Raw genomic sequence first — 25,345 nt, forward strand, 5'->3', positions numbered from 1 at the left:
CTCAGGCTTGGGCGTTGGCTTTGATCAGGCGGTCGTAGGCGTCCTGATCCAGCAGGCCGTGGATGGCGTCGGCATCCTGTGGAATGAAACGAAAAAACCAGCCTGCACCGAGAGCGTCTTCATTGACCAGCTCCGGCGTGTCATCGAGGACTGAGTTGACCTCGACCACTTCACCGTCCAGCGGCATGTTGATGCTGCTGGCGGCTTTCACCGATTCCACCACTGACACTTCAGCGTGTTGAGTGTAGGCCTGCAAATCCGGGAGCTGCACGAAGACTACGTCGCCCAGCGACTCTTGCGCATAGGGCGTGATGCCGACCGTAATGCTGCCGTCGGCTTCGGCACGCAGCCATTCATGGTCAACGGTGAATCGCAACTCGCTCATACAAACTCCTCGGAGAACAGGGCTCGCGCAGCACGCGAACAATATGAGCTATGGCTAAGCAATTTAGCGGCCATGTTTTATTTTTTCATATAAATCAAATAGTTACTGATTATTAGGTCAGTACAACCGATTTCAGCTGTAGCGAAATCGCTACACAGTTCAGGTATTTGAAAATACGTGCCTGATCAAGGCCTTGATGCAAGGGGAGTGCGCTTTAATGGAGTGAAATCATTACAGTGGAACGATTTCGTTGCGAGGCGAGGGGCGTTACTGCACCCAGCCAGCGCACAGCGCTGACCGGGTGGTCGTTCATGACGCAGGCTTAAGGCTTGGGCGTGGTAGCGGCTACTGAAATATTACCTGCTTCCCACTGCGACTCGCGCGCATCCAGTGCAACAGCAATGGCTTGCACCTTGGTGGATGAAAGCTCCGACGGCAGTGGATCCAGACCCGCACTGGCGAAAATCTGGCCGTAAGCGTTGCGCAGGTCGGCATATGCCAGGTCGCGACGCAGATCAGCCTGCAGGGTGTTCAGTTCGCCCTGGATCAGATCCAGCTCGCCCAGACCGGCAGCCTGATAACGATTGCGCAGTTGACCGACGATCTGGCTGTCGATGCTCGACAGCTGTTGGCTGGTTTTGAACTGGCGCAACGCCTCGTTGTAGTTGGCGTTGGCCACGTAGAGCTGGGCCAGTACGGCAATGGACATTGCCTGACGACGCGCAGTAGCGACTTCCTCACCGGCTTTGGCGACGTCAATGGCGGCAGGTGCCGACAGCACATTGAACAGGTTCCAGGTGACTTTTACGCCCAGATCAGCCCATTTGTCGTTGACCAGAAACGAGTTGCTGTCGTAATGGCCGCCTGCCGAGAACTCCAGGCCGGGCAGCATGCGCAGCATGGCCTTGCGGGTTTCGGCCGAGCTGATACGGGTTTGGTAATCCTGTTCGCGCAGCTCGGGACGACTGGCCAGCGCTTCGGTTTCCAGGCGCGCCATGTCGACCTTGAGTTGCGGAATCGAGTAGTCGTCCGGCGTCGCCAGCTTCAGATCGGTGCCCAGCGGCAGGTTGATCAGGGTCGCCAGTTCGGTCTTGGCCAGTGAAAGCGCCTTGCGCTGTTCTTCAAGCTGACGCGTCGCCTGGATCAGTGAGCGCTGATAACCCAGTGCCTGTACCGGGTCACCTACACGCTGCTGGCTCATTTGCTGGCTGTTGTCCTGCGCTTTTTCAACGCGAACCATCAGGCTGTCGATCTGCTTGAGCATGCGTTCGGCGGCGACGGCGCGCCAATAGGCTGAACGCACGTCCTGAACGATGGTGTTGATCACCTTGCGACGGCGTTCCTGAACGATCAGGCGTTGGTCGCCTTGCTGTTTGGCGCTGATGTAGCTGACACCGAAGTCGAGTACGTTCCACACCATGGTCAGGTCGGCGACACGACGGCTGCGATCCTGCGAGGTTGAGGGTTCGAGAGACTGGGTCCCGGTCTCGACGCTTTCACTGCTCGATGCGCTGACGTTACTGCGTCCGGCATAGCCCGCTGAAAGTGCCATGCGCGGCAGCATGTCGAAGCTGGCGAGGTCCAACTGACGTTTGGCCAGGGCTTCTTCCATGATTTTCAGGCGCGCTTCAAGGTTGTACTTCACCGCGCGGGCCATGGCTTGGTGCAGGGTCAATGCACCGTTCAATGGTTCTTGATCCTTGTACATCAGTTGCAGATCGCTTTTGGCGCGCTGCTCGCTGACGCTTCGGTCGATAGGCTGGCTGGTAACAGCGCAACCACTCACTACCAGCGCCAGCAGGCTGATGCTGAACAACTTCTGACTTCTTTTCATGCTCCGACCGCCCCTAGCTCTAGCTACCGCATTCTTTTTTATGAGCGCCGTACAGCTACGACGCCTTACCAAACCCTGTTTCAGGCTTGCGCTTCACTCACACCGACTTCCCCTAAAGCCCATGCCAGTGCGCGCAGTTTTTCTTGCTCGTTATCGGTGATCTGTTGCAACTGCTGACCCAGGGTCAACGCGCCGAAACCTGCCTGGATGCTCTGTGACGAGTCTCGCAGGCCATTGCTGCCAGCGCTGTTGAAGGCGCCCGTCGTCGAGCTGTCCGTCGCGGATTCGCGGGAAAACAGCGTCGACAGCGTACTGGTACCGAACACGCTGCCTTCGCCGCTGTTGAAGCCTGTGAACCCGGAGCCCGGGCCGCCGACACTGCTGGAGTCGAACACCTGGGCAATAAAGCTGGGTGCCAGGGCGCGGTTGGTAATGAAGATATTGCCCACAGGCGGCAGACCACCCCCGGTAGTGCGCTGTTCGAACAACGGCGAGAAGCTCAATGGCGAACCCAGATTGCCGGTTGGCGGACCGAACAGTGCCGGCTGCAGTGGCAGATTCCGTGTGTTGACCAGCGGTGCTGGCGCGTCTATCCGGAACTGCGGGTCTCCGGTCAGCGACGTGGTCGTGATGGCGTAGTTGGGAGACAGCGCGATGCCTGTCCCTGCGTTGCCTGCCCGGTCAGTTACTGTGCTGCTGTCCAGCACAATGAAGTTGCTCGGGTCAGTGACATTCGCCGTCGGCGTCAGGGTCGCGGTCCAAGTGGCTCCGCCATCGCTGCTGGCCAGGTTGGACAGCGTGCCGTTGGCCACGCTGACATCCGCCAGCGTGAAGTTATTCACCGGCTCGCTGAAGGCAAAAGTCACCAGGGATGTCTGACCCGTCGCCAGGTTTGGATTGGCGATGGAAATGTTCGCTGTAGGACGCTGGTTATCGATGCTGTAGTTGCTGGACAGCGCGACTGTTGTGCCCGCGTTGCCGGCCAGATCATTGACTCTGCCGCTGTCCAGAACGATGAAGTTGTTGGCTGCGGTGATATTGGCATCCGGCGTCAGGGTGGCGGTCCAGGTGAGGCCGCTGTCGCTGCTGCTCAGGCCGGACAGGCTGCCGTTGCCGGCACTGATGTCCGACAGATCGAAATTGGTCACGCGCTCGCTGAAGGCGAAGGTCACCAGCGAGGTTTGACCGATGGCCAGGTTCGGATTGGCGACGGTAATGGTCGCGGTCGGGCGTACCGTATCGATTGCATAGTTGTTCGACGATGTAATGCCACTGCCGGTATTACCGGAAGCATCGGCGACTCCGGTGTTGTTCAGCGTAATCAGGTTGCTTGCATCGGTCACGTTTGCGTTTGGCGTGAAGGTTGCGGTCCAGGTGATGCCCCCGTCGTTGCTACTGACTGCGCTCAAGGTGCCATTGGCAGCTGTAAGGTCGGCATTGCTGAAGCCATTGACTGCTTCGCTGAAGGTAATCGTCACCTGCGAGGTTTCACCTGCAGACAGGGTGCTGTCGGCGATCACGATGCTGGCGGTTGGTCGGACCTGATCAACGGCGTAACTATTGGATTGCGTCGTGCCGCTACCTGCGTTGCCTGCCAGATCCGTTACGCCGCCGTTATCAAGCGTCACCACGTTGCTGTTGCTCGCGGCGTTTGCATTGGGGGTCAGCGTTGCGGTCCAGGTGATACCGCCGTCGTTGCTGCTGACGGCGCTCAAGGTGCCATTGGCGACGGTCAGGTCGGCGTTACTGAAGCCGCTTACCGCCTCGCTGAACGTAATGGTCACCCGTGAGGTTTCGCCGATCGCCAGAAGGCTGTCAGTGACCACGATAGTTGCTGTCGGGCGCTGAGTATCGATGGTGTAGTTGTTCGAGGCCGTGGTGCCGCTGCCGGTACTGCCCGATGCGTTGGTGGCACCGGTGTTATCCAGCGTGATCAGGTTGCCTGCATCGGTCACGTTTGCGTTTGGTGTGAAGGTGGCAGTCCAGGTGATGCCGCCATCGCTGCTGGAAACCGCGCTCAGCGTGCCATTGGCGACACTCAGGTCGGCGTTGCTGAACCCGCTGACCGCCTGACTGAACGTGAACGTGACCAGAGTCGTTTCGCCTGCGGACAGGGCATTGTCGGCCACCACGATGGTGGCGGAAGGTCTGGTCGTGTCGACGGTGAAACTTCCCGAACTGATGATGCCGCTGCCCGCGTTGCCCGCCAGGTCGGTGACACCTGCGCTGTTCAGGCTGATCTGCCCGGTGCTGGCATTCACATTTGCGTTTGGTGTGAAGGTGGCAGTCCAGGTGATGCCGCCGTCATTGCTGCTGACCGTGCTCAGTGTGCCGTTCGGTACGTTCAGGTCGCTGTTGTCGAAACCACTGACTGCCTCACTGAAGGTGATAGTGACCAGTGAGGTTTCACCCGCCGAAAGGGCGTTGTCTGCTATTACGATGCTGGCAGTCGGTCGCGTCTGGTCGATGGTGTAGTTATTGGAGAGCGTCAGGCCGCTGCCTACGTTACCGGCCAGGTCAGTCACACCGCCATTGTTCAGCGTCACCGAGTTGCTTGCGCTGGTAATGCCTGCGGTCGGAGTAAGCGTTGCCGTCCAGGTAATACCGCCGTCGCTGCTGCTGACCGCGCTCAGGGTGCCGTTGGCAATGTTCAGGTCTGCATTGGTGAAACCGCTGACCGCTTCACTGAAGGTGATAGTAACCAGCGAGGTTTCACCGACGGCCAGCGCATTGTCGGCCACCATAATGGTGGCGGTAGGGCGCAGGGTGTCGATGGCGTAGTTGTTCGAGGAAGTGACGCCGCTGCCGGCGTTGCCCGAGGCATTGGTGAACCCGGTGTTGTCCAGGGTCACGAGGTTGCTTGCGTCGGTGACATTGGCGCTCGGCGTGAAGGTCGCGGTCCAGGTGATACCACCGTCGCTGCTGCTCACCGCGCTCAAGGTGCCGTTCTCGACCGTCAGGTCGGCGTTGTTGAAACCGCTGACCGCTTCGCTGAAGGTGATGGTGACCAGCGAGGTTTCGCCCACAGACAACGCGCTGTCAGCGACCACAATGGTGGCGGTCGGCTGGATGGTGTCGATGCTGTAATTGTTGGAGTTGGTGACGCCGCTACCGATGTTGCCGGCCAGGTCGGCTACGCCGGTGTTGTTCAGCGTGATCAGGTTGGTGCTGTCGGCGACATTGAGGGTTGGCGTGAAGGTCGCGGTCCAGGTGATGCCGCCGTCACTGCTGCTGACCGTGCTCAGGGTGCCGTTGGCGATGCTCAGGTCGCTATTGTCGAAGCCGCTGACTGCTTCACTGAAGGTGATGGTAACCAGCGAGGTTTCACCGATCGACAGCGCGTTGTCTGCAACCACAATACTGGCGGTCGGACGCACCGAGTCGATGGCGTAATTGTTGGAGAAGGTTAGCCCGGTGCCCGCGTTGCCTGCCTGATCAGTGACGCCAGCGTTGTTCAAGGTCACCAGATTGCTGCTGTCGGTGATGCCTGCGGTCGGAGTAAGCGTTGCCGTCCAGGTAATACCGCCGTCGCTGCTGCTGACCGCGCTCAGGGTGCCGTTGGCAACGCTCAGGTCCGCATTGGTGAAACCGCTGACCGCTTCGCTGAAGGTGATCGTTACCAGAGAGGTTTCACCGACGGCCAGCGCATTGTCGGCCACCACAATGGTGGCGGTAGGGCGCAGGGTGTCGATGGCGTAGTTGTTCGAAGACGTGATGCCGCTGCCGGTCACGCCGGAACCATTGGTGAAGCCGGTGTTGTCCAGAGTGATCAGGTTGCTTGCGTCGGTCACGTTTGCGGTCGGCGTGAAGGTCGCCGTCCAGGTGATACCGCCGTCGCTGCTGCTGACCGCGCTCAACGTACCGTTCTCGACCGTCAGGTCGGCGTTGTTGAAACCGCTGACCGCTTCGCTGAAGGTGATGGTGACCAGCGAGGTTTCGCCCACAGACAACGCGCTGTCAGCGACCACTACGGTGGCTGTCGGCTGCTGCGTGGCAATGGTGAAATTGCCGGAATCGGTTGTGCCGCTGCCGATATTGCCGGCCAGATCGGTCACGCCCGTGTTGTTCAGCGTGATCACGTTCGTGGTATCGGCGATATTGGCATTCGGCGTGTAGGTCGCCGTCCAGGTGATACCGCCGTCGCTGCTGCTCACGGCGCTCAAGGTGCCGTTGGGTACGCTCAGGTCGGCGTTGGTAAAGCCGATAACGGCCTCGCTGAAGGTGATGGTCACCAGTGAGGTTTCACCTGCGGTCAAGGCATTGTCCGACATTGTGATATTGGCAGTCGGGCGTACCGTGTCGATGGCGTAATTGTTCGACGTGCTCAGGCCGCTGCCGGCGTTGCCCGCCAGATCGGTGACCCCGCCATTGTTCAGGTTCACCGAATTGCTGTTGCTGGTGACCCCTAGTGTCGGCGTCAGGGTTGCGGTCCAGGTGATGCCGCCATCGCTGCTGCTGACCGCACTCAGTGTGCCGTTGCTGATGCTCAGGTCGGCATTGGTGAAACCGCTGACCGCCTCGTTGAAGGTAATGGTTACCAGTGAGGTTTCACCGATGGCCAGCGCGTTATCGGTTACCACTATAGTGGCGGTCGGGCGCTGGGTGTCGATGGCGTAATTGTTGGAGCTGATGGTGCCGGTGCCTGCGTTGCCGGAAGCATTGGCAACGCCGCTCGCATCCAGCGTGATCAGGTTGGTGGTATCGGTCACGTTGGCGGCTGGCGTGAGGGTCGCGGTCCAGGTGACGCCGCCGTCGCTGCTGCTCACTGTGCTCAAGGTGCCATTGGCGACGGTCAGGTCGGCATTGGTGAACCCGGTTACGGCCTCGCTGAAGGTAATCGTCACCAGCGAGGTTTCACCCGCGGAAAGGGCGCTGTCGGCCACAACCACTGTGGCACTCGGGCGCACGGTGTCGATGGTGAAGTTGCCCGAGTTGCTGGTGCCGGACCCGGCATTGCCAGCCAGATCCGTTACACCTGCGTTGCTCAGGGTGATCACGTTGGTGGTGTCGTTGACGTTGTTGTTCGGCGTGTAGGTCGCCGTCCAGGTGATGCCGCCATCGCTGCTGGTGACGGTGCTCAAGGTGCCGTTGGGCACTGTCAGGTCGGCGTTGGTGAAACCACTGACGGCCTCGCTGAAGGTAATCGTCACCAGTGAGGTTTCACCGGCCGTGAGACTGGCGTCTGCCACCAGAATGCTTGCAGTCGGGCGCTGGGTATCGATGGCGTAATTGTTCGAGGTTGTGGTTCCCGAACCCGTGTTGCCCGCCGCATCGCTGACCCCTGTGTTGTCCAGGGTGATCACGTTGGTGCTGTCGGTAGTGTTGTTGGTCGGCGTGAATGTCGCGGTCCAGACAATATTGTTGCTGGTGGTCACGGCACTCAGGGTGCCGTTGACGACGGTCAGGTCCGCGTTGGTGAAACCGGACACCGCCTCACTGAAGGTGATGGTGACCTGCGAGGTTTCACCAATGCTCAGGGAGTTGTCCGCCAGCACGATGGTTGCGGTCGGGCGCGACGTGTCGATGGCGTAATTGTTGGACGTGGCAGTGCCTGAACCGGCGTTTCCGGACAGATCCTGCACGCCTGCCCGGTTCAGGCTGATCTGGTTGGTGGTGCTGGTCAGGTTGGCGGTCGGCGTCAGGGTCGCGGTCCAGGTTTTGCCGCCGTCACTGCTGCTCACAGCGGTCAATGTGCCATTGGCGACCGAGATGTCGGTGTTGTCGAAGCCGGTAACCGCTTCACTGAACGTAAAGGTGACCAGTGATGTTTCACCCGCCGCCAGTGCGGTGTCTGCTACCACGACAGTCACTGTCGGCGGAACGGTATCGGACACTGCGTAGTTGTTGGAGGTCACTGTCCCGGTACCGATATTGCCGGCTGAGTCCTGCACCGCCGATAACGGCAGGCTGATTGCATTGGAATTGGCGGAAGTATTGCTGGAGGCCGTAAGAGTGGCTGTCCAGGTAATGTTATTGGTGGTCACCAGGTTGCTCAACGTACCGTTGGGCACGGTGATTTCGGAGATTTCCAGGCCGAAGACCGGCTCACTGAACGTGAAGGTGACCGCCGATGTGCCACCCGAACTCAGCGACGAATTGGCAATCACGATGCTGGTGCCCGTTGGTGCCGTCGTGTCTGAGGTGTAGGTGGCGTTGAGCGTGCCGCCGTCGTTGAAGATATTAGTGACGGCGGTAGGCGAGGAGCCATTGGTGCCGCCGCTGGTCGCTTGTCCGCCAGATCCGCTGCCACCCACGTTGCCAGTCATCGCCGAGTTATTGCTGGAAGTGATGTTGACCGTGCCTTTGTTCCAGATCGCGCCGATGCCACGGCCACCGTTGCCACCAATCGTGCCGCCGCCACCACCACCACCACCTGCACCGATGTTGTTGCTGATGGTCGACGTGCCGATGATCGCCAGAGTGCCGGTCGAGGCGTTGTAAATGCCGCCAACTGCCGAGCCGCCTCTGCCCCCATTGGCGTCAAACCCAGAGCCGCCGCCACCCCCACCGATGGTCCGACCTCCGCTGGTCGCGGTGCCGCCTGCGCCGCCGTTGGTGTAACCGACAGGCGTGCCATTCCCTCCTGCGCCGCCTCCTGAGGAGTTACCGCCTTGGCCGGCCAGGTAAGCAGTGCTGAACGATGCCCCGTTGCCGCCGGTATTGGCTGACGGGGCGGTGGATGTATAGGTGCCGGCACTGCCACCCGCAGCACCGTTCTGCCCGCCGATGCCGCCGCCGCCACCACCACCACCACCCACGTTTGGCGAGTTGACGCCACCGCCACCGCCACCACCCGCTGCCGAGTTGGCAGTGACGGTGACATTGCGCAGCGTGAGGTTGCCGGCGTTGTTGATTCCGCCGCCCAGTGCATCAGAGGCCGCAATGGTCGCACCACTGCTGGCGCCCGCCGTGCTGGCCACGCCTCGGGTGATGATCACGCCGTCGAGTGTGGCCGTCACCCCGGAGTTGACCCGGATGACACTGGTTCTGTTCTGCCCATCGAGGGTGACGTCAGCGACGCCGTCGTTGTTCAGGTCGCCGTCGATGGTGATGTTCTTGCTGACTACCAGCTGGCTTTGCAGCGCGACGGTCATGCCGGTCGAAAAGGTTACGATATCGCCGTTCTGGGCATTGGTCAGCGCGTCACGCAAGCTGCCTGCGCCGGTGTTGCTGGTGGAGGTGACCGTAAACGTTGCCAGCCCCCACTGGTAAGCGTCCATCGACTGTCGCGAAAGGGCGCTGACGCTTTCAATGCTGCCGGTGGCGATTTCCAGATCCCAGTCGCCACCCACGCCGGTGCGGTTAGTGGACGCAGCAACATCGCGGCCAGTCAGGGTTGCCAGCGAGTCGACAAAGCTCAGGCCGGTGTCGCCCTCGGCGGTGTTGCAGGCGTAGATCAGAATATCGCCACCGACATTCATGTCGTTGCCGATTTCGGCCAGCAGGGCGCTGCGTTGCGCGATGTTGTCCGCCGAAACATAGCTGTTGCCCAGCCAAAGGTCGCCGGAGTTGCCGTGCGCAATGATCTGCACTGAGCTGACGCCCTGATGAGACCCCAGGTAATCGGCAATCTGTTGCAGGCCATCCTTGGTGGCGTCCAGTTCGACCACTTGCGCACCGGGCGCAACGCCCGCCAGCAGGCTGGCCGAATCCTTCACCCGTGAATCGACAAATACGACGGTGGTGCCGGGCACGGCGGCAGGCGTTGCAGCCACGTCCGAAGAGGCTGGCGCTTGCGCATGATGGTCGTTGCTGGCGCTGTTGGCCTGCTCGGCGCTTTTGGCCGATGCGTCGGGCGTGGGCTGGCTGTCCGGCTGGGCCGCTTCAGCAACGGTGGCTGCGACCGCACCGTCGAACAGCATGCGCGGTTCGAGAGACATGATCATGGGGGAAACGGGTGAGGTTGCACTCGAAGGTGCCCGCTTTGCAGTCCGCGATTTTTGTTTATTCCACCACATGTTGCTCACCAGAGATCGAACGTTACGAGTGATAAAACCGCAGTCAGTTAACGGCGGCGTCTGATTTCATGCGGATGACATTGGCTGCGCTGGCAGACCCGTCATTCCAGAACGACAACTTTGAATACTGCTCGAACAGGTCGGGCGGCAGGATGGTGGGCCTTTGCTCCAGCGCAACGCGCGGCTTGACCTTGTGCAAGCCTGATACGCCCAGCGCATCGTCGAACTGCGGGGCGTCATAGGCGAGGTTGTTGAAGTCGTGTTCAAACCACGGTTCTTCGATGAAGTCGTAGACCAGCCGTATGACCCGTTCCGGGGCCTGGGACAGCAGTTCGTAATCGATCAACAGAATCGAGTCGGCATGCTCGCCGTAATAGGCTTCCTTGAGCGATGCCCAGGCAAAGCCCACCAGACGATTGCGCTGCGCCAGCGTCTCGACCCGGCTGTAGACCGTATTGCGTTCCACGTCATCGTTGAACAGCTTGGTGTTTTCAAAAGGGTTGGCGCGGTACAAACGTTCGATACTGTCCATGACCCAGGCGACGTTACGCACGCAGGCAATCACTTTGCTTTGCGGGAACAGGTCCATGAGCGCGGGCAGGCGTGAACACCAGCCACGGTTTGTATCGAACACCACGTCTTTAGCGGCCTTGTCGGCGTAGTAGGACTCGAAAACACCGCGCAACAAGCGACGACGCACATCGGTGTTGATCACTGAGGAGAATTCACTGCCAGCGCTGCACTGGCCAAGAATACTGGAGAAAAGAGAGCCAACCGGGCTGCTCATACCCGCATGAAAGCGCGGGTTTTGCAGGAGAATGGCTGATAGCAGGGTGGAGCCCGATCGTGGCAAACCTGCAATGAAGTGGAATTTTTGCATCCATGCGCCCCGGAAAAACAACTGTTTATACGAGTGTGTGAACTACGTAACAAAGTGCATTCATATGCCAGTAGTTCGACAGGAGCCAGCATGTCTTGAGGGATGGGAACGTTAAAAAAACTGATGTGGCGTTCTCCCTCCCGGTTTTATTAGGGTTTTCCGGTGAAAGAATGATGAGTATCAGATGAACGGTAGTGAACTTTCCGGCAATGACTGTTGAGTGTCACTGGATGTACAACGGATAACGGTCATTTGCAAAAACATTTACACCCTGAAAACTGCGTCTACGCTTCTATCCTGCCACCTGTGGACCGTGCCCCGGTGGATCGAAGTTTCCCATGACATAGAAGAAGGATGAGGGTGTATGGAAGTTTTTATGGGTTCGATCATGACGTTTGGCTTTCCGTTTGCGCCTGCTGGCTGGATGCAATGCAATGGACAAACATTGAACATCAGTCAGTACAACGCCTTGTACGCACTATTGGGCGTCATTTATGGAGGGAATCCCTCGCAGAACTTCATGTTGCCCAATCTTCAAGGCCGGGTGCCGATAAATCAGGGGACCGGGGTCAACCTCACCAACCGGGTGATCGGCTCTGTATCGGGTGTTGAGAAGGTCACTGTGGCCATCGCCAACATGCCTGCACACGTGCACCAGATGAGCACGCTGACCGCAAACACCACCATCACATTGGCCAACCCGGCAGTGACCGGGGCGACCATCGCGCCCACCACAGACAATGCGTTCATAGGCGCTTCCACTAGCGGACCGACCTCCGCCAATATCTTTTCGCCCAATGCAGGCACCGCACCTGTCGTGCAGAAGGGCGTCAGTACCGCCATCACCGGAACCATGCAGCCCGTCGGAGGCAGCCTGCCTATCGACAGCATGAACCCGTTCCTGGTGGTGAACTTCAGTATCGCCCTGCAGGGTCTTTTCCCTACCAGGGACTGATCTGACACGAGTCCAGGGACGGGCTCTTCCCACTCATTTCACTGGAGATGCGTCATGCTGCAAGACGTTACCGTTGAACACTTCCAGAGCCTGCTGGGTAATACCTGCCAGTTGCAAATGAGCGACGGCAGCCAGTTGCCTGTACATGTCGCCTCAGTGGCCGAAAAACCGCAGGCACGAGCCGCCCGGCAACAACGTATGCCGTTCAACGTTTCACTTGAGTCACTTGAGCCCAGCGAGTTTGTCGATGGGGCCTGTGCTATCGAACTGCCGGAGCTGGGCCTGCTACAGAATGTGTTCGTCTCTCGTGTTCCCGCCATGGGCCGCGACGAGAACCTGGCCTACTACTGCATAAGCTTCAACTGATCAAAAGGCAGCGGTCTGGCCTGGATACCAGATCAGTCTCGCCGCTGCCACATCCTGCTCTTCAACCTGAAACCCCAGCGCCAGATATTGCTGGCGAGCATGCGGGTTGTTGGCCCAGACCACTGTTGCCACCGGGCAGCGGATCTGTTCGGCGGCCTGCTGCACACCCTGCAAAACGTTGCGCCCGTAGCCCTTGCCACGCGCTGCCGGAATGAACGCCAGATACAGCACGCGTATCTCGTTGTGTCCGAAATCTGTGACCAGCGCACCGATGGGCGTGCCGAGCTTTTCAATCACGTAGCGCATGGCGTTGGGGAAGTTTTCTCCCTGCCCTAGATCCTGCACGCGAAACTGCTGGGCGATGACGTCTTCAACCTGATCGCGTTCGCCGTCGATCAATTGCAGATCGGGACGCGCCGAGTGGTAGAGCATCTGCAGAAAGGCGCTGTCGGTTTCTCTCGATGGCCGCACCACCAGCCCATCGATATTGGTGAAAGGTTTTTTTGTCATGTCTGCTGTCCTCTGTCCATGTGTCAGCTTCAGAACCCGCTTTCTCTTACTCCCAGGGCGGCAAGCCTGCGCCAGGTTGCGCCCAACAGGGATTCACTGCGGCCATCCAGCACCGCTACGCCACGCAACGGCTGGGACGGTGCAGCGCTGTTGTCGACCAGTTTCAGGCGTACACCATACTGGCCCTGTACCGGTTCGGCGCGCTGATTTTCGTCACGCCGCACGGCAATCGGTCCGTGGTGATCGGAACTCAACGCCTCTTGATCCAGCCACGCCACACCGTTGGCATCGACTTCCTGAAGCTCCACGAGCAGCGACTCACGCATCGGATCATCGGCAATAAAGCGTCCGCGATCACCAGGTGCGATACGCCACAGCGCGTTCTCGGCCACGTAACCGCGAATTCGCGTGCCTTCCTCGACAATCCTCAGCAGCGGGTCTCTGGTTGAAACCCAGCGACCTTCGCTCAACTGGGGCAGCAGGTCGCGCACCTGCCCGGCCTTGGGAGCGCGTAACAGCAGACGTTCGCGTCGTGCAGCCAGGCCGCGATACTCGGCAACGGCTTCGGCCAGACGCTGTTCGAGAATCCCGGCATCGGCGGCGGTCTCGCTGCGGCCTGCCTGACGACGCATCTGCAACTGCAAAATGTTGATCTCACGGCGCACGATACTTTGCCGCGAGTCGATATCCGGGGATTCCAGTTCCATCAGCACGGCGCCTTGTTCGACCTTCTGGCCGTCGTGCACATTGACCTGCCTGACTCTGGCAGCGGCCGGGGCATGTATGGCCGTCACACTTTCGGCTTCCAGCATCACCGGCAACTCGACACTGCTGTGCCACGGTACGATGAGCAACAGGAGCAGTGCCAGCAAGCCTGCCGCACTGAGCAGCACACGGGGTGCGTACGCCTGTTCGCGGTGTGACCACCAGTGGCGACATTCCTTGAAAATCGGCAGAAAAATGAACCAGCCCAACTCCACCAGCATCAGGAAAATCCCCAGCAACTTGAAAAACAGATGGTAGACCGCCAGCGCGATACCGAAAAACAGTGCTGCACGCCACAACCAGGACAGATACCCCCACCACAGCAGACGACGCTGCATGGCCGCTGACCACGGCTCCGGTGCGGGAAGGCCGTAGCCGAACAGCGCCTCGCGCAGTCGCCAGCGACACAGGGCAAAAGCCCGACCCTGAAGATTGTCGACTTCCCAAAAATCGCTGATCAGAAAGTAACCATCAAAGCGCATGAACGGATTGAGGTTGACCACCACAGTGGTCAGCCACGTCGCGCTGGCGAGCATGAATGCTGCGGTGCGCGCCGGTCCGTCGGGTAGCAGTGACCAGGCCAGCAAGGCGATACATGCCAGCAGCATTTCCGCCAGCACGCCACCCGCGCCGATCAGCAGTCGGGCGCGGCGATCGTTGACCCGCCAGGCATCGCTGACATCGGTATAGAACAACGGCAACAGGACCATGAACGCCACGCCCATGCTCTGTACCCGGCATCCGGCACGCTTGGCCATGAATGCGTGGCCGAACTCATGGCAGAGTTTGGCGAAAAACAGCGCTATACCGAATGCCAGCGCGCCACCCAGACTGAACAGGTGGGGAAAGGTCCCGATGAAGCGTTGCCAGTCCCGGGCTACCAGAAAAATTCCCAGCCCCAGCGTGAGCGGCAGCCCGTAGCGCAGCAGCCTTGAACCGTAGCGCGCCAGCCACGGCCAAGCCTTGTTGAGAAATGCGTCAGGACGCCAGAGCGGAATCCGGAAGAACAGATATTGATGCAAGAGCATCTGCCACAGCCCATGACGTGCCGCTGCGGCCTTGTAGGCGTAGCTGGCGCGCTGTTCCGGGTCGCGCGCTGCGATCAGGTCATGGCCGCGCAAGAAACGCAGCAACTCGTCAATCTCGGTGTTGCCCAACGGCAGGCCCGGCTCGCGGTTGGCCGCTTGCAGCACCTGTGAAGCATCACCCAGCGCCCAATGACGCAACAGGCGAATGGCCTGGGTGCCAAGCTTGAAATAGCGACCGCGCACCGGGTCGGCCAAGGTCCAGCGTGGCGAACCGTCAAGGGCTGGGGCGGCAGGTGTAAGCTGCAAATCTGCACGCAGGTTGGGCAGGTTCATTACAGGCCTACACTTTGACGCAGGCCGGCAAGAGGGCGACGCAGCAGGTACAGCGCCAGTGGAGCACGGTCGCCGAATACCTTGGCTGTGCCACGCAGCCCGATCCGGGGTGGCGGCGAATCGAGAAAGCTGGCATCCAGACGATACGCCAGCTGCCCGCCGGGAGTGGGCTGGGCCTCATAGGCTGCTCGCTCAAGGCGGGCGGCATGCCGTTGCAGCGGGTCGCTGTCCAGAAACAATGCGATTTCGGCATCCGGTTGCAGGGCGATGGCGTCGCCAACTGCCAGCTCGATGCGCAGCTCGGCCTGAGTCGGGTCGGCAATTTCCAGCAGACGCTCGCCGGTCTGCACCGGCTTGCCGAGCCAGCGCTGGGCATCGGCAAATACCGCGATACCGTCGCGTTCGGCGCGCACTTCACTGCGTTTAAGCAGTTCACGGGCATAATCGCGCTCGGCACGCTTCTGCTCGACACGGGCCGCCAGCAGGTCGATTCGTGAACTGGATTCGGCATCGGCGAAAGAGCGCTGCGAGTTGGCTTTCAGTTCCGCTTCGGCAACGCCCAGTGCCCGTTCGGCTACATCAGCCTGAGCCTTGAGGGTCGTGTTCTCGAAACGCAGCAGCAGGTCCCCGGTCTTGACGACCTGATTGGGCTTGACCAGAAACTCGGCCACCACGCCATCCAGCGGCGCAGCCACCACGCGTCCGCCCAGCGGTACGACTTCGGCGGGTGCCAGTACCGACTGACGCACCGGAATCAGCAGGCACAACAGCGCCAGCATCACTAGTAAGGCCTGGCGCTTGCGGTTGAAGCGCAGGCGCCACGGTTTTCCGGGCTGCAAGGCGAGCCACGCGTGGCTGCAGGTATCGCCCAGTTGCGCCAGCAGGATTTGCTCTGCGGGTGTCCACAGCGTGTCGCGGGCCAGCCACAGGCCGCCAAACACCTCACCTTTACGGTCTTGCAGCGGCAGCCAGAAAACATGCGGTGCCGAGAGGCTGTTCCAGTCATCGCGTACCGATGCGCTGAGTGAATCCATGTGCACGACGCGCGCCGGTTTGACCTGCTCCAGTTTCAGCAACTGGCCGACGGCATGTTCGACAAAGGCCACGAACGGCGCATTGGGTTCGATGATGCTGACTCCCGTCACTGAGCGCACCTTGCCGGCGATCACCAGCGCTGCGTGGCGATAGCCGAACAACCCCTGGCTGTCGTTGACCAGGCTGTACGCCAGTTGATCTATCGCAGGTGCGGCGCGGGTCAGCCGTTCAAGGTCGAGAAACTGCGCGAAAACCCGTTCAACCGCGCCGGATGCGGGGGCGTTCACTTGAGCTCCGCAAAATGTGCAGTACCGCTCATGCCTCCCAGCAGGCCCTCCGCTTTGGGCAGGCTGGCGATCAGCAGCAATGTCTGGCTGCCTTCATCGATACGCGCACCGAGGCGCTTGACGGTGGCGGTCAGCGGCTGACCGGTCTCGTCGGGAACGAAGCTGAAGGTTTGTCCGGGCTTGAGTCTGCTCATCCAGCGCGAGGGCACCAGCAGGTGAATTTCCAGCGTGCGGTTGTCGACGATTTCGAGCATCGGCGTACCGGCTGCGACACTCTCGTAACGCTTCACCTTGCGCTCGACGACTTGCCCGTCGTAGGGCGCAACCACGCTGCAGCGCTTGATCTGTACCTGATAGACGCCAGACTGCGCCTGAGTTTCGGAAAGCTTCGCCTCGGCACGTGCCACCTCGAAACGACCCACCGAGTTGAGCGCCGCCAGTTGCCGGTTGTGCGCCAGTTCCTCGCTGGCACCACGGCTGGCTGCCTGCGCGGCATTGAGCTGAGCCTGGTAGGCCGAACAGTCGAAGCGGGCGAGGGTATCGCCTTTGTTGAAAGACTCGCCTTCCTGGAAAGGCAGGTCAGTAATACGGCCGGACAACTCGCTGGCGAGGACCGCCTGATTGGTTGCGCGCAATACGCCCCGCGCCTCGCTGGACAAGGTGGGTGTACTGGCTGCTGCGTTGTCCTCGATCAGTCCGGCATCGCTCGGCGTTTGCGCCTGAGCCAGACCTGCCACACTTAGCATCCCTAAAAGTACAGCTGGCAAACACCGCATGCAGCGAACTCCTTCAAAAATGGCATGATCGGCACCGCCTGTGCCGACTATGCTGTGTCACCCGACGCGGCTTGCCGGTGATCGAAGAAAGACCTCGAGCTCTCCAAGTGGCAGCGGCTTGCTGATCAGGTAACCCTGGATTTGATCGCAATGGTTTTCACGCAGAAACGCCAGTTGCTCGGGTGTTTCCACACCTTCGGCGATAACCTTCAGGTCGAGGCTGTGAGCCAGTTCAATGATGGCTCTGGCAATGGCCGCGTCCTGTGGGTTGCTGGTCACTTCGCGAATGAATGCGATATCGATTTTAAGCTTGTCGATAGGGAATCGGCGCAAGTAAGCCAGACTTGAATAGCCGGTGCCGAAATCGTCGATGGAAATACTCACGCCATTGGCGCGTAGCGCACCCAGGGTAGCGATGGTGTGAGAGGTGTTTTCCATCAACGAGCTTTCCGTCAGTTCGACCTCCAGCCACTGCGGCGCAACTTTGTGTTTCTCAAGTGCCTGACGAATGTCGGCCACCAGACTGCTGCTGGAAATCTGCTGCCCGGAGATGTTGACTGCCACCTGAAAAGAGCCCAGCCCGGAACGTTGCCAGCGCGCAATCTGCGCGCAAACGCTGTCGACCACCCAGTTGCCGACTTCACCGATCAACCCCAGACTTTCCAGCACCGGAACAAATACGGCGGGCGAAATGCCTGCCTGGCCAGGGCGCGGCCAGCGCAGCAAGGCTTCAAGCCCGCATACCCGGTTGTCAGTTAGGTTGAGTTTAGGCTGGTAGACAATCTCGAACGCCTGTTTTTGCACGGCGTCACGCAAGGCCGCTTCGAGGTCCAGGCGTGCCGAGACGTCAGCGTTCATCTGCGCGGTATAGAACCGATAGGTGTCCGGGCCTATTTTTTTAGCACTGTTCATTGCGGTGTAGGCGTGTTTGATCAGCTCGCGAGAGTCTTCGCCGTCCTCCGGATAAAGTGCGATGCCGATACTGGCGGTCATGACGATACTCTGGCCTTCCAACTGAAAAGGCACGCGCAATGCGTTGCGAATGCGGTCCAGTGTCTGGCGGGTATCGGCCTGGCCGTCACGAAGCATCAGAATCAGTGCAAACTGATCGCCATCCACACGGCCAAGGGTGTCGCTGGCGTTGAGGCACTCCGACAGGCGGCGGCTGACTTCCAGCAGCACCTCGTCGCCCAGTACATGCCCCCAGGTTTCGTTGATGTTCTTGAAGCCATCCAGATTCACCGTCAGTGCTGCCAGCTTCCAGCGGCTGATGGCCGCCTGGGTCACGCCCATTTGCAGGCTGGTAAAAAAAAGGTCCCGATTGGGCAGGCCGGTCAGTGCGTCGTAGTGGGCCATGGTCAGCAGGCGCTGGTCGCTTTCCTTGCGCCGGGTGATGTCGCGGACGATGCCGACGATGACCCAGTCCTCGCCGGTACGATAGGCCTGGCGATGGATCTCTACCTCGACATCGCGTCCGCTCTTGTCGCGAATCTGGGTTTCCAGTGGTTCGCTGGGGCCTTTGCCGGCGATGATCTGGTCATACACGACTTCCAGATTTTCCATTGACGTCTCGCCCAGCTCGGCCGGGGTCTTGTGCGCCAGTTCTTCAGCGGTGTAGCCCAGCAGCTGACATGCCCTGCGGTTGAATTCGATCAGGCTCATGGTGTTGCGGTTGATCAGGAAAATGGCATCTTCAGAAGCGTCCATCACCGTACGAAAACGCTCAAGGTCTATGGTGCGCTGCTGCAATTGGTCTTCGAGGATCAGGCTGTGGTTTTTCAGGTAGTCGCCAAACGCCTTGAGGCGCAGCAGGTTACGCACACGTAACCATAGCTCGGCGCTGTCCACCGGTTTGTTGAGGTATTCCTCGGCACCGGCTTCCAGCCCTGACAAACGTGCACTTTGCTCGTCAAGTGCCGAGAGCATGATGATCGGTATATTGGCGGTGCTCTTGCTGGCCTTGAGCTGACTGGCGACTTCGTAACCGTCCATGCCCGGCATCATGATGTCCAGCAGGATCAGGTCAGGCGCTTGTAGTTCGACCATGGCCAGCCCCAGCTCGCCCGATTCCGCAGTCAGCGTCCGATAACCCTGATTCTGCAGCAGAACCTCCAGCAGGTCCCGGACATGGACATCGTCATCGATAATCAGGATGGTTGCGGCGCTCTGGGTCATATCGAATGCTCAGGTAATTGGCTGTTGAGGCAGTTTTTTTTCCAGCAGGGTGTCGATAACCCGGTACAGCTCCTTGTAGCGCAATGGTTTGATGATGTAAGCGTTGCAGCCCGCCAGACGGATCTTTTCCTTGTCTTCCTTCATGGCCATTGCGGTCAAGGCGACCACCGGGATCGCGGCTGTGCCGGCGTCTTTCTTCAACAGCGCGGTGGCAATCAGGCCGTCCATTTCCGGCAGGTGAATATCCATCAGAATCAGGTCGGGCTGACGCTCAAGGGCCAGTTTCAGGCCGGTTTCAGCATCGACTGCCGACAGTACGCTGTGACCGGCGCTGGTCAATAACAGCTCCGTCAGGCGCATATTCGCCGCATTGTCTTCAATGATCAGGATCTGGGCCATCGTGCCTCCTCGCATTCAGGCGGGCGGATGGGCAGCCAGACCACAAAGCGTGCGCCGAGGTCCTTGACGCTTGCGACCGCGACGCAGCCGCCATGCAGTTCGGTCAGCTGCTTGACCATCGCCAGGCCCAGTCCGGTGCCCTCGAATTTGCGTGCCAGACCACTGTCGATCTGACTAAAGGCTTTGAACAGTTTGTTCATATCGCTTTGGGCGATACCGATTCCTGTGTCGCTGACGCTCAGTTCCAGAAACTGTTCGTATTCACTGGAGGGCAATGGAAACGTGTGCGCTGGCCAGTCACCCTCAATGACGCCTGCCTGGGCAAATGACACTTGGCGCACCGCCAGGGTCACCCAGCCGCCGGGTTCGCTGAATTTCACTGCGTTGGCCAGCAAATTGTAGACAATCTGCTTGGTCTTGCGCCGATCCAGCTCAAGCAGACCGAAGTCGGCTTCGGTTTCCAGTTTCAACTGGATGCGTTGCAGGGCGGCTTGCTCGCGAACGATCAGCAGGCTGTTACTCAGCAATTCTTCCAGATCGACCGGTTCAAGCTCCAGCGTCATCATTCCGGCTTCGACCTTGGACAGGTCGAGAATGTCGTTAATCAGCGAGAGCAGATGCTGGCCGCTGTTGAAGATATCGCCGATGTACCGTCGCTGGGCATCGGTCATGTCGCCGACCATACCGTCCTTGAGCGCCTCGGAAAAACCGATGACGGCGTTCAGCGGTGTGCGCAACTCGTGGGACATGGTGGCAAGGAACTCGGACTTCATATGGCTGGCGTGTTCCAGCTCGACGTTTTTTTCTTCCAGCGTGCGTTCGAAGCGCTTGCGCTCGGTCACGTCTCGGGCGGCAGCGAAGACACCCTTGAGCTTGCGGTCCCGGTCATGAAAAGTCGCAGCGTTGTAGGACACCACGGTTTCGGTGCCGTCGTAGGCCCGCACGGTGAGTTCGTAGTCGCTGACCTTATGTTCGCTGAGCACGCGTTTGATCGCGGCATCGGCACTCGCCGGGTCTGTGAAGAAGTTTTTGCAGGGCGCGCCGATCAACTCATCACGGGTGCGCCCGGTCAGCGCCATCATCTGCTTGTTGACGTCGGAAATGATGCCTTGCGGGTCGGTCATCATCAGCGCGTCGATGTTCGATTCGATCAGCGAGCGGGTGTAGAACTGCTGGTCACGCAACCGCTGATCCAGTAGAGCCTGGGCTTCCTCTTCCTGCTTGCGCGCGGTGTTGTCGGTGCCGATCAGCAGATAACCAATGATGGTTTCGGCGCTGTCTCGCAGTGAAGTGACCGACACCATGGCCGACAGGCGGCTGCCGTCCTTGCGGATGTAGGTCAATTCGTAGATGTCTTCGATGCCACGCGAAGCCTTGAATACCAGTGCCTCAAAGCCCGGCGTGATGGGCGTGTTCAGTTCATGGCTGAGCGCTGCCGCGCGGATGATCAGCTCGGCGGGGTCGGAGATATCTGCCGGCGTGATTTTGTCGACCACATCTTCAGAGTGGTAACCAAGCATGCGTTCGGCACCCACGTTGAATATCTGGATGACGCCGTGTTCGTCGGTCGCGATGCTGGAGAAGTAGGCGCTGTTGAAAATCGCGTCCTGCAGCGCGCCGGTTTTGAGCAGGATTTTCTGACGGCGAGATTCGACGATTTTTTCAGCACGAGACTGAGAATCGGCAAGCGGGCGGTCTGCTGGCGGGGTTGACATATCACTTCCCGGTACTACCTGACCTTTCTGCCATTACGGCCGTAATCACACTTACGGACATCCACTCAAATGGATGATAAGAGGTTTGTGGACCATACCAGATCAGTATCGGCAGATTAGTTATTAAATGAATCTTTTCGGAATATATTTTCGATAAATGGCGTCAATAGATTAGCGCTTGCCCGGTATTCCATATTTTCGCAGTCGATGAGCGATGGCGGTGTGCGAAGTATGCAGACGCGCGGCCAACTGACGGGTAGATGGATAGTCTGCGTAGAGTTTTTCCAGCAGATTTCTTTCAAATGCCTCGACGGCATGTTCGAGGCTGTCCACGGGGCTGTCGTGCGGATGCGCAACTGCAGTGCCTGCGATATCCAGATCGCCTATATCCACTTGAGTGTGTTCGCAGATGGCGGCAGCACGGAAGATCACGTTCTGCAATTGACGAACATTGCCCGGCCAGCGATTGCCCAGCAGAGCAGGGTAGGTGCCGTGCGCAAGCCTGCACACTGGACGCTGAATCTGCGCGCAGGCCTGTTCCATGAAGTAGCGGGCCAGCAGCAGAATGTCCTGCCCGCGTTCGCGCAGCGGCGGTACCTCGAGATTGAGGACGTTGAGGCGGTAGAAAAGGTCTTCACGAAAGGTACCTTCGCTGACCATTTTTTCCAGATCGCGGTGGGTAGCGCTGAGGATACGCACATTGACCCTGACCTCCCGGTCTCCACCGACACGCCGGAAGCTGCCATCGTTGAGAAAGCGCAGCAGTTTGGCTTGCAGATAAGGCGACATTTCGCCGATTTCATCAAGAAACACGGTGCCCTGATTGGCCAGTTCCATCAGCCCCGGCTTGCCACCGCGCTGGGCGCCGGTGAAGGCACCCGGGGCATAACCGAACAGTTCGCTTTCAGCCAGGTTTTCTGGCAGCGCCGCGCAGTTCAGTGCCAGGAATGGCTCGCCGTAACGCGCGCTGCTGGCGTGGCAAGCCCGCGCTACCAGTTCTTTACCGGTGCCGGTCTCACCTTGAATCAGCAACGGTGCATCCAGCGCCGCCACACGTTGCGCGCGCGCCTTGAGGGTGCGGATTGCGGCTGACTCGCCGAGCAGCGCATCGAAACCTTCGGCGTGATCGTGATGCAGCGCCGACAGGCGCTCACCGATACGGCTGGGCAGGTACAGGGTAATCAGCGCACCCGCCTCGGTGATCGGGGTGGCATCCAGCAACAGCGCTTCACCGTTGAGGGTGATTTCGCGCAGTGGCAGTCGAAAGCTGTTTTCCAGCAATGCTGCTTGCAGACCGGGGTCGGCGAACAGTTCAGCAATGGGTTCGCCCGCAGGTTCCCGGCCGATCAGTGCGATCAACGCGGGATTGGCCAGCAGCACATGCCCGGCGCTGTCCAGTGCCAACACAGGGTCGGTCATGGCGGCGAGCAGCGCGTCCAGTTGCAGATGGCGGCGCTGACCCGGCAGGATATCGACCACAGTGATTGCTTCTACCCCACGAACCCGAAACAGCGCGTCCTTGAGTTCTTCGAGCATCTGGTGGCTGAGGGTCGGCGCGTCGATGTAGACATTGGGCGGCACCATCTCCACGGCATCCAGATTCAGATTGCGTCCACCCAGGATCGCCAGCACTTCCTGGGTGATACCGACGCGGTCGATGAAGCTGACATGGATGCGCATGAGGCGTTGACGGTTCGCGGATTAGAAGGCGGCAAGTATGCCTTGTAGCGGCAGGTTTGGTGAAATCCGGTGGTGAGCATGAGCACGATAGTGTTCTCCCGGGCAACTATCGTTCCTCACGCTCCAGCGTGGGAATGCCCTTCTTGACGCTCTGCGTCATGGATTTACGCCATGCTGTTTATTCAGGAGAGGACGCAGAGCGTCCGGAACGGCATAACCACGCGGAGCATGGGCACGATGGTGTTCTGCGGAGCGTCGTTCCTCACGCTACTGCACGCTGGTGCTCTGCCGTACACCTATCGTTCCTCACGCTCCAGCGTGGGAATGCCCTTCTTGACGCTCTGCGTCATGGATTTACGCCACGCTGTTTATTCAGGAGAGGACGCAGAGCGTCCGGAACGGCATACCCACGCGGAGCATGGGCACGATGGTGTTCTGCGGAGCGTCGTTCCTCACGCTACTGCACGCTGGTGTTCTGCCGTACATCTATCGTTCCTCACGCTCCAGCGTGGGAATGCCCTTCTTGACGCTCTGCGTCATGGATTTACGCCATGCTGTTTATTCAGGAGAGGACGCAGAGCGTCCGGAACGGCATACCCACGCGGAGCATGGGCACGAGAGTGTTCTCCGGACCTCGTGCTCCCGTTGCCAAGAGGAGCCTGGCGCTTACTCCAGATGCTCCGGCTTCACCGGGTCGCCTGATTTGGCGTGGAGTTTGTCGCGAATGTCCGCGAACATTCGGTCGTAGTCCTTGTGCTGGGCGATGGGCAGTGCGGCCGAGTTGGGCAAGCCGTGTCTGATCGCGATGCGACTGGCGTCATGGGCGAAGTTGAAGGCGAGGTCACGGGGCAGCTGGAACTGCTCTTCGAACGGCTTGCCGTTGATTTCGCCCTGCATGGTGAAGTGCATGGACGTGCCTTGCTTGGGATCTTCCTCCACGTTGTAGCGCAAGTGGATGTCATAGCTGATATCCGATGGCTGCAGCGCCACGTGGGTGAGGTGCAGATGGCCTGGCTCGTACATGAAGTGACTCCATCAAGTGTTGAGTGTGTTCAGTCTGACACTCCTCGCGACCGGACGGTTCAGCCTCGTGCAGGGTGCCGCTTGCATCATGCCTGCGCTCAACGATCGATCTTGTCCGGTTCCGGCCTCGACCATATCCACATATTACCCAGCGCCATACCGGTAAGAGCCAGATAAAGCCACCAGGCGTGGCCGATCAGGCTCAGCATCACCACGGCGCAGACCAGCATGCTGATGGTGGCGCTGATCTTGGCCTTGCGGGCGACCAGTCTGCCGTTGCGCCAGTTGTGCAGGATCGGGCCGAACACACGATGGTTTTCCAGCCAGGCATTCAGACGCGGCGAGCTGCGTGTCGCCGCCCAGGCCGCCAGCAGAATGAACTCGGTGGTCGGCAAGCCGGGAATGAAGATCGCGACAATGCCTATGCCGAGGGCGACGTAGGCGAGGATGCCGTATAAAAGGCGCGAGAGTCTTGAGCCGGGTGGTTTGTACGTCATGGTCTCTACAGGCAGGTTCGGGGAGCCCGGCCAGCTTAACAGCACCGGGCGCTTTTTCATGCCTGTGCCATGTCTGCAACCGGGGCATCGGCGTAGGCGTATTGCAGCAGGACATTGAAACGCTCGAATGCGGCAATGGCGCCTCGATCAAGTGCTGCTTCCTGCTCGGCGGTCAGCGACAGCTCGTCAAGCGTCCTGACAAAGGTCTTCCAGCCTGCTGCGCGGCCTCCGGCAGGCTCGCTCAGATGCCGGGCGCCAAAGCTGTGGCTCAGGTTCAAGGCTTCGGCACGTTTGATCAGGAATGCAGCACCCAGCTTGGAACCTTCGGAGACAAATAGCCAGCCGAGCGCTTCTGCGGTGCTCGGCGCTTGTACTGCGCCAGCCACCGGCAGGGGAAGGTCCATGTTCAGGTCGGCAAGATCCGCTCCGGCCTGTTCTGCGCGGCAGCGGGCCGGCAGGTCGTTGATGATCGCCCCTAGCGCGGGCTCGTTGTACAGGCTTTGCAATTCCGTCTGAAAAAGGTATTGAGCAACCACGAAGCGAGCGTAGCTGGCCAGGGTTTCAAACGGCGCATGTGCCTTGACCGCCTTGTCGAGCTGTTCGTGTGGCGCGTGGGTGATCTGGCTCAGGCGTTGCGAACGCAGAGTCGGTCGGTTCTGATCAAGGGTCATCGAGTTCTTCCTTGCTGAAAAAGGGGGCTTGTTGAATAGACGAATAGCTGCACCCGAAAGCGTAAAAAAAGCC

At 59.7% G+C, this 25,345-nt stretch carries 17 protein-coding genes; 2 read left to right on the plus strand and 15 right to left on the minus strand.

Translation table 11 applies throughout. The features are described from left to right. Nucleotide 1: 1 nt before the first annotated feature. The 4 genes from gcvH to RYC18_RS15300 all read right to left on the minus strand — a co-directional run bounded on the left by gcvH (nucleotide 2) and on the right by RYC18_RS15300 (nucleotide 11,057). Entirely contained in the window at nucleotides 2-385 is a 384-nt protein-coding gene (gcvH, locus tag RYC18_RS15285) for a glycine cleavage system protein GcvH (protein ID WP_002552291.1), read from the minus strand. 322 nt (nucleotides 386-707) lie between these two features. Then, nucleotides 708-2,201 (minus strand): TolC family protein, encoded by a 1,494-nt coding sequence (locus tag RYC18_RS15290; protein WP_316886544.1) that lies wholly within the window; start codon nucleotides 2,199-2,201, stop codon nucleotides 708-710. 98 nt (nucleotides 2,202-2,299) lie between these two features. Beyond that, the gene (locus RYC18_RS15295) at nucleotides 2,300-10,081 is read right to left on the minus strand and encodes an Ig-like domain-containing protein (protein WP_316886545.1); all 7,782 of its coding nucleotides are present in this window, start codon (nucleotides 10,079-10,081) and stop codon (nucleotides 2,300-2,302) included. 139 nt (nucleotides 10,082-10,220) lie between these two features. Then, complete coding sequence (locus RYC18_RS15300) at nucleotides 10,221-11,057, minus strand: sulfotransferase family protein (protein ID WP_002552296.1); 837 nt, start codon at nucleotides 11,055-11,057, stop codon at nucleotides 10,221-10,223. Nucleotides 11,058-11,421: 364 nt separating this feature from the next. Between RYC18_RS15300 and RYC18_RS15305 the strand changes: the two genes are divergently transcribed. Next, nucleotides 11,422-12,012 (plus strand): phage tail protein, encoded by a 591-nt coding sequence (locus RYC18_RS15305; RefSeq protein ID WP_002552297.1) that lies wholly within the window; start codon nucleotides 11,422-11,424, stop codon nucleotides 12,010-12,012. A 54-nt stretch (nucleotides 12,013-12,066) separates the two neighbouring features. Further along, on the plus strand, nucleotides 12,067-12,378 hold the full coding sequence (locus RYC18_RS15310) for a DUF6916 family protein (protein WP_005745808.1): 312 nt from the start codon (nucleotides 12,067-12,069) through the stop codon (nucleotides 12,376-12,378). Here the strand turns inward: RYC18_RS15310 and RYC18_RS15315 are convergent, their stop codons facing one another. The 11 genes from RYC18_RS15315 to RYC18_RS15365 all read right to left on the minus strand — a co-directional run bounded on the left by RYC18_RS15315 (nucleotide 12,379) and on the right by RYC18_RS15365 (nucleotide 25,272). Then, nucleotides 12,379-12,888 (minus strand): GNAT family N-acetyltransferase, encoded by a 510-nt coding sequence (locus tag RYC18_RS15315; protein ID WP_005745809.1) that lies wholly within the window; start codon nucleotides 12,886-12,888, stop codon nucleotides 12,379-12,381. It lies immediately after the preceding gene. Nucleotides 12,889-12,917: 29 nt separating this feature from the next. Further along, nucleotides 12,918-15,014 carry an HlyD family efflux transporter periplasmic adaptor subunit gene (locus RYC18_RS15320; RefSeq protein ID WP_316886445.1) on the minus strand — a complete coding sequence of 699 codons (2,097 nt, stop codon included), beginning with the start codon at nucleotides 15,012-15,014 and terminating at the stop codon, nucleotides 12,918-12,920. Then, nucleotides 15,014-16,336 carry an efflux RND transporter periplasmic adaptor subunit gene (locus RYC18_RS15325; RefSeq protein WP_316886446.1) on the minus strand — a complete coding sequence of 441 codons (1,323 nt, stop codon included), beginning with the start codon at nucleotides 16,334-16,336 and terminating at the stop codon, nucleotides 15,014-15,016. The genes RYC18_RS15320 and RYC18_RS15325 overlap by 1 nt, the downstream gene beginning before the upstream one ends. Next, the gene (locus tag RYC18_RS15330) at nucleotides 16,333-17,082 is read right to left on the minus strand and encodes an efflux RND transporter periplasmic adaptor subunit (RefSeq protein WP_081025032.1); all 750 of its coding nucleotides are present in this window, start codon (nucleotides 17,080-17,082) and stop codon (nucleotides 16,333-16,335) included. Before RYC18_RS15330 ends, RYC18_RS15325 begins: the two co-directional genes overlap by 4 nt. Before the next feature lie 87 nt (nucleotides 17,083-17,169). Beyond that, on the minus strand, nucleotides 17,170-19,287 hold the full coding sequence (locus RYC18_RS15335) for a putative bifunctional diguanylate cyclase/phosphodiesterase (RefSeq protein ID WP_005778133.1): 2,118 nt from the start codon (nucleotides 19,285-19,287) through the stop codon (nucleotides 17,170-17,172). Nucleotides 19,288-19,296: 9 nt separating this feature from the next. Next, nucleotides 19,297-19,686 carry a response regulator gene (locus tag RYC18_RS15340; RefSeq protein WP_005745815.1) on the minus strand — a complete coding sequence of 130 codons (390 nt, stop codon included), beginning with the start codon at nucleotides 19,684-19,686 and terminating at the stop codon, nucleotides 19,297-19,299. Next, entirely contained in the window at nucleotides 19,671-21,401 is a 1,731-nt protein-coding gene (locus RYC18_RS15345; RefSeq protein ID WP_005745816.1) for a PAS domain-containing sensor histidine kinase, read from the minus strand. The genes RYC18_RS15340 and RYC18_RS15345 overlap by 16 nt, the downstream gene beginning before the upstream one ends. A gap of 171 nt (nucleotides 21,402-21,572) precedes the next feature. Then, nucleotides 21,573-23,081: a sigma-54-dependent transcriptional regulator gene (locus RYC18_RS15350; protein WP_005745817.1), complete on the minus strand. Its 1,509-nt coding sequence runs from the start codon at nucleotides 23,079-23,081 to the stop codon at nucleotides 21,573-21,575. A 666-nt stretch (nucleotides 23,082-23,747) separates the two neighbouring features. Then, nucleotides 23,748-24,104, minus strand: a complete 357-nt coding sequence (locus RYC18_RS15355) for a DUF5064 family protein (protein ID WP_002552307.1) — start codon at nucleotides 24,102-24,104, stop codon at nucleotides 23,748-23,750. Between the two features lie 98 nt (nucleotides 24,105-24,202). Beyond that, nucleotides 24,203-24,661, minus strand: a complete 459-nt coding sequence (locus tag RYC18_RS15360; RefSeq protein ID WP_005745818.1) for a YbaN family protein — start codon at nucleotides 24,659-24,661, stop codon at nucleotides 24,203-24,205. Continuing rightward, nucleotides 24,658-25,272 carry a biliverdin-producing heme oxygenase gene (locus RYC18_RS15365; protein ID WP_316886447.1) on the minus strand — a complete coding sequence of 205 codons (615 nt, stop codon included), beginning with the start codon at nucleotides 25,270-25,272 and terminating at the stop codon, nucleotides 24,658-24,660. The genes RYC18_RS15360 and RYC18_RS15365 overlap by 4 nt, the downstream gene beginning before the upstream one ends. Nucleotides 25,273-25,345: the final 73 nt, after the last annotated feature.

The organism is Pseudomonas syringae group sp. 247E2 (genome assembly GCF_032587795.1).
Classification (GTDB): Bacteria; Pseudomonadota; Gammaproteobacteria; order Pseudomonadales; family Pseudomonadaceae; genus Aquipseudomonas; species Aquipseudomonas amygdali.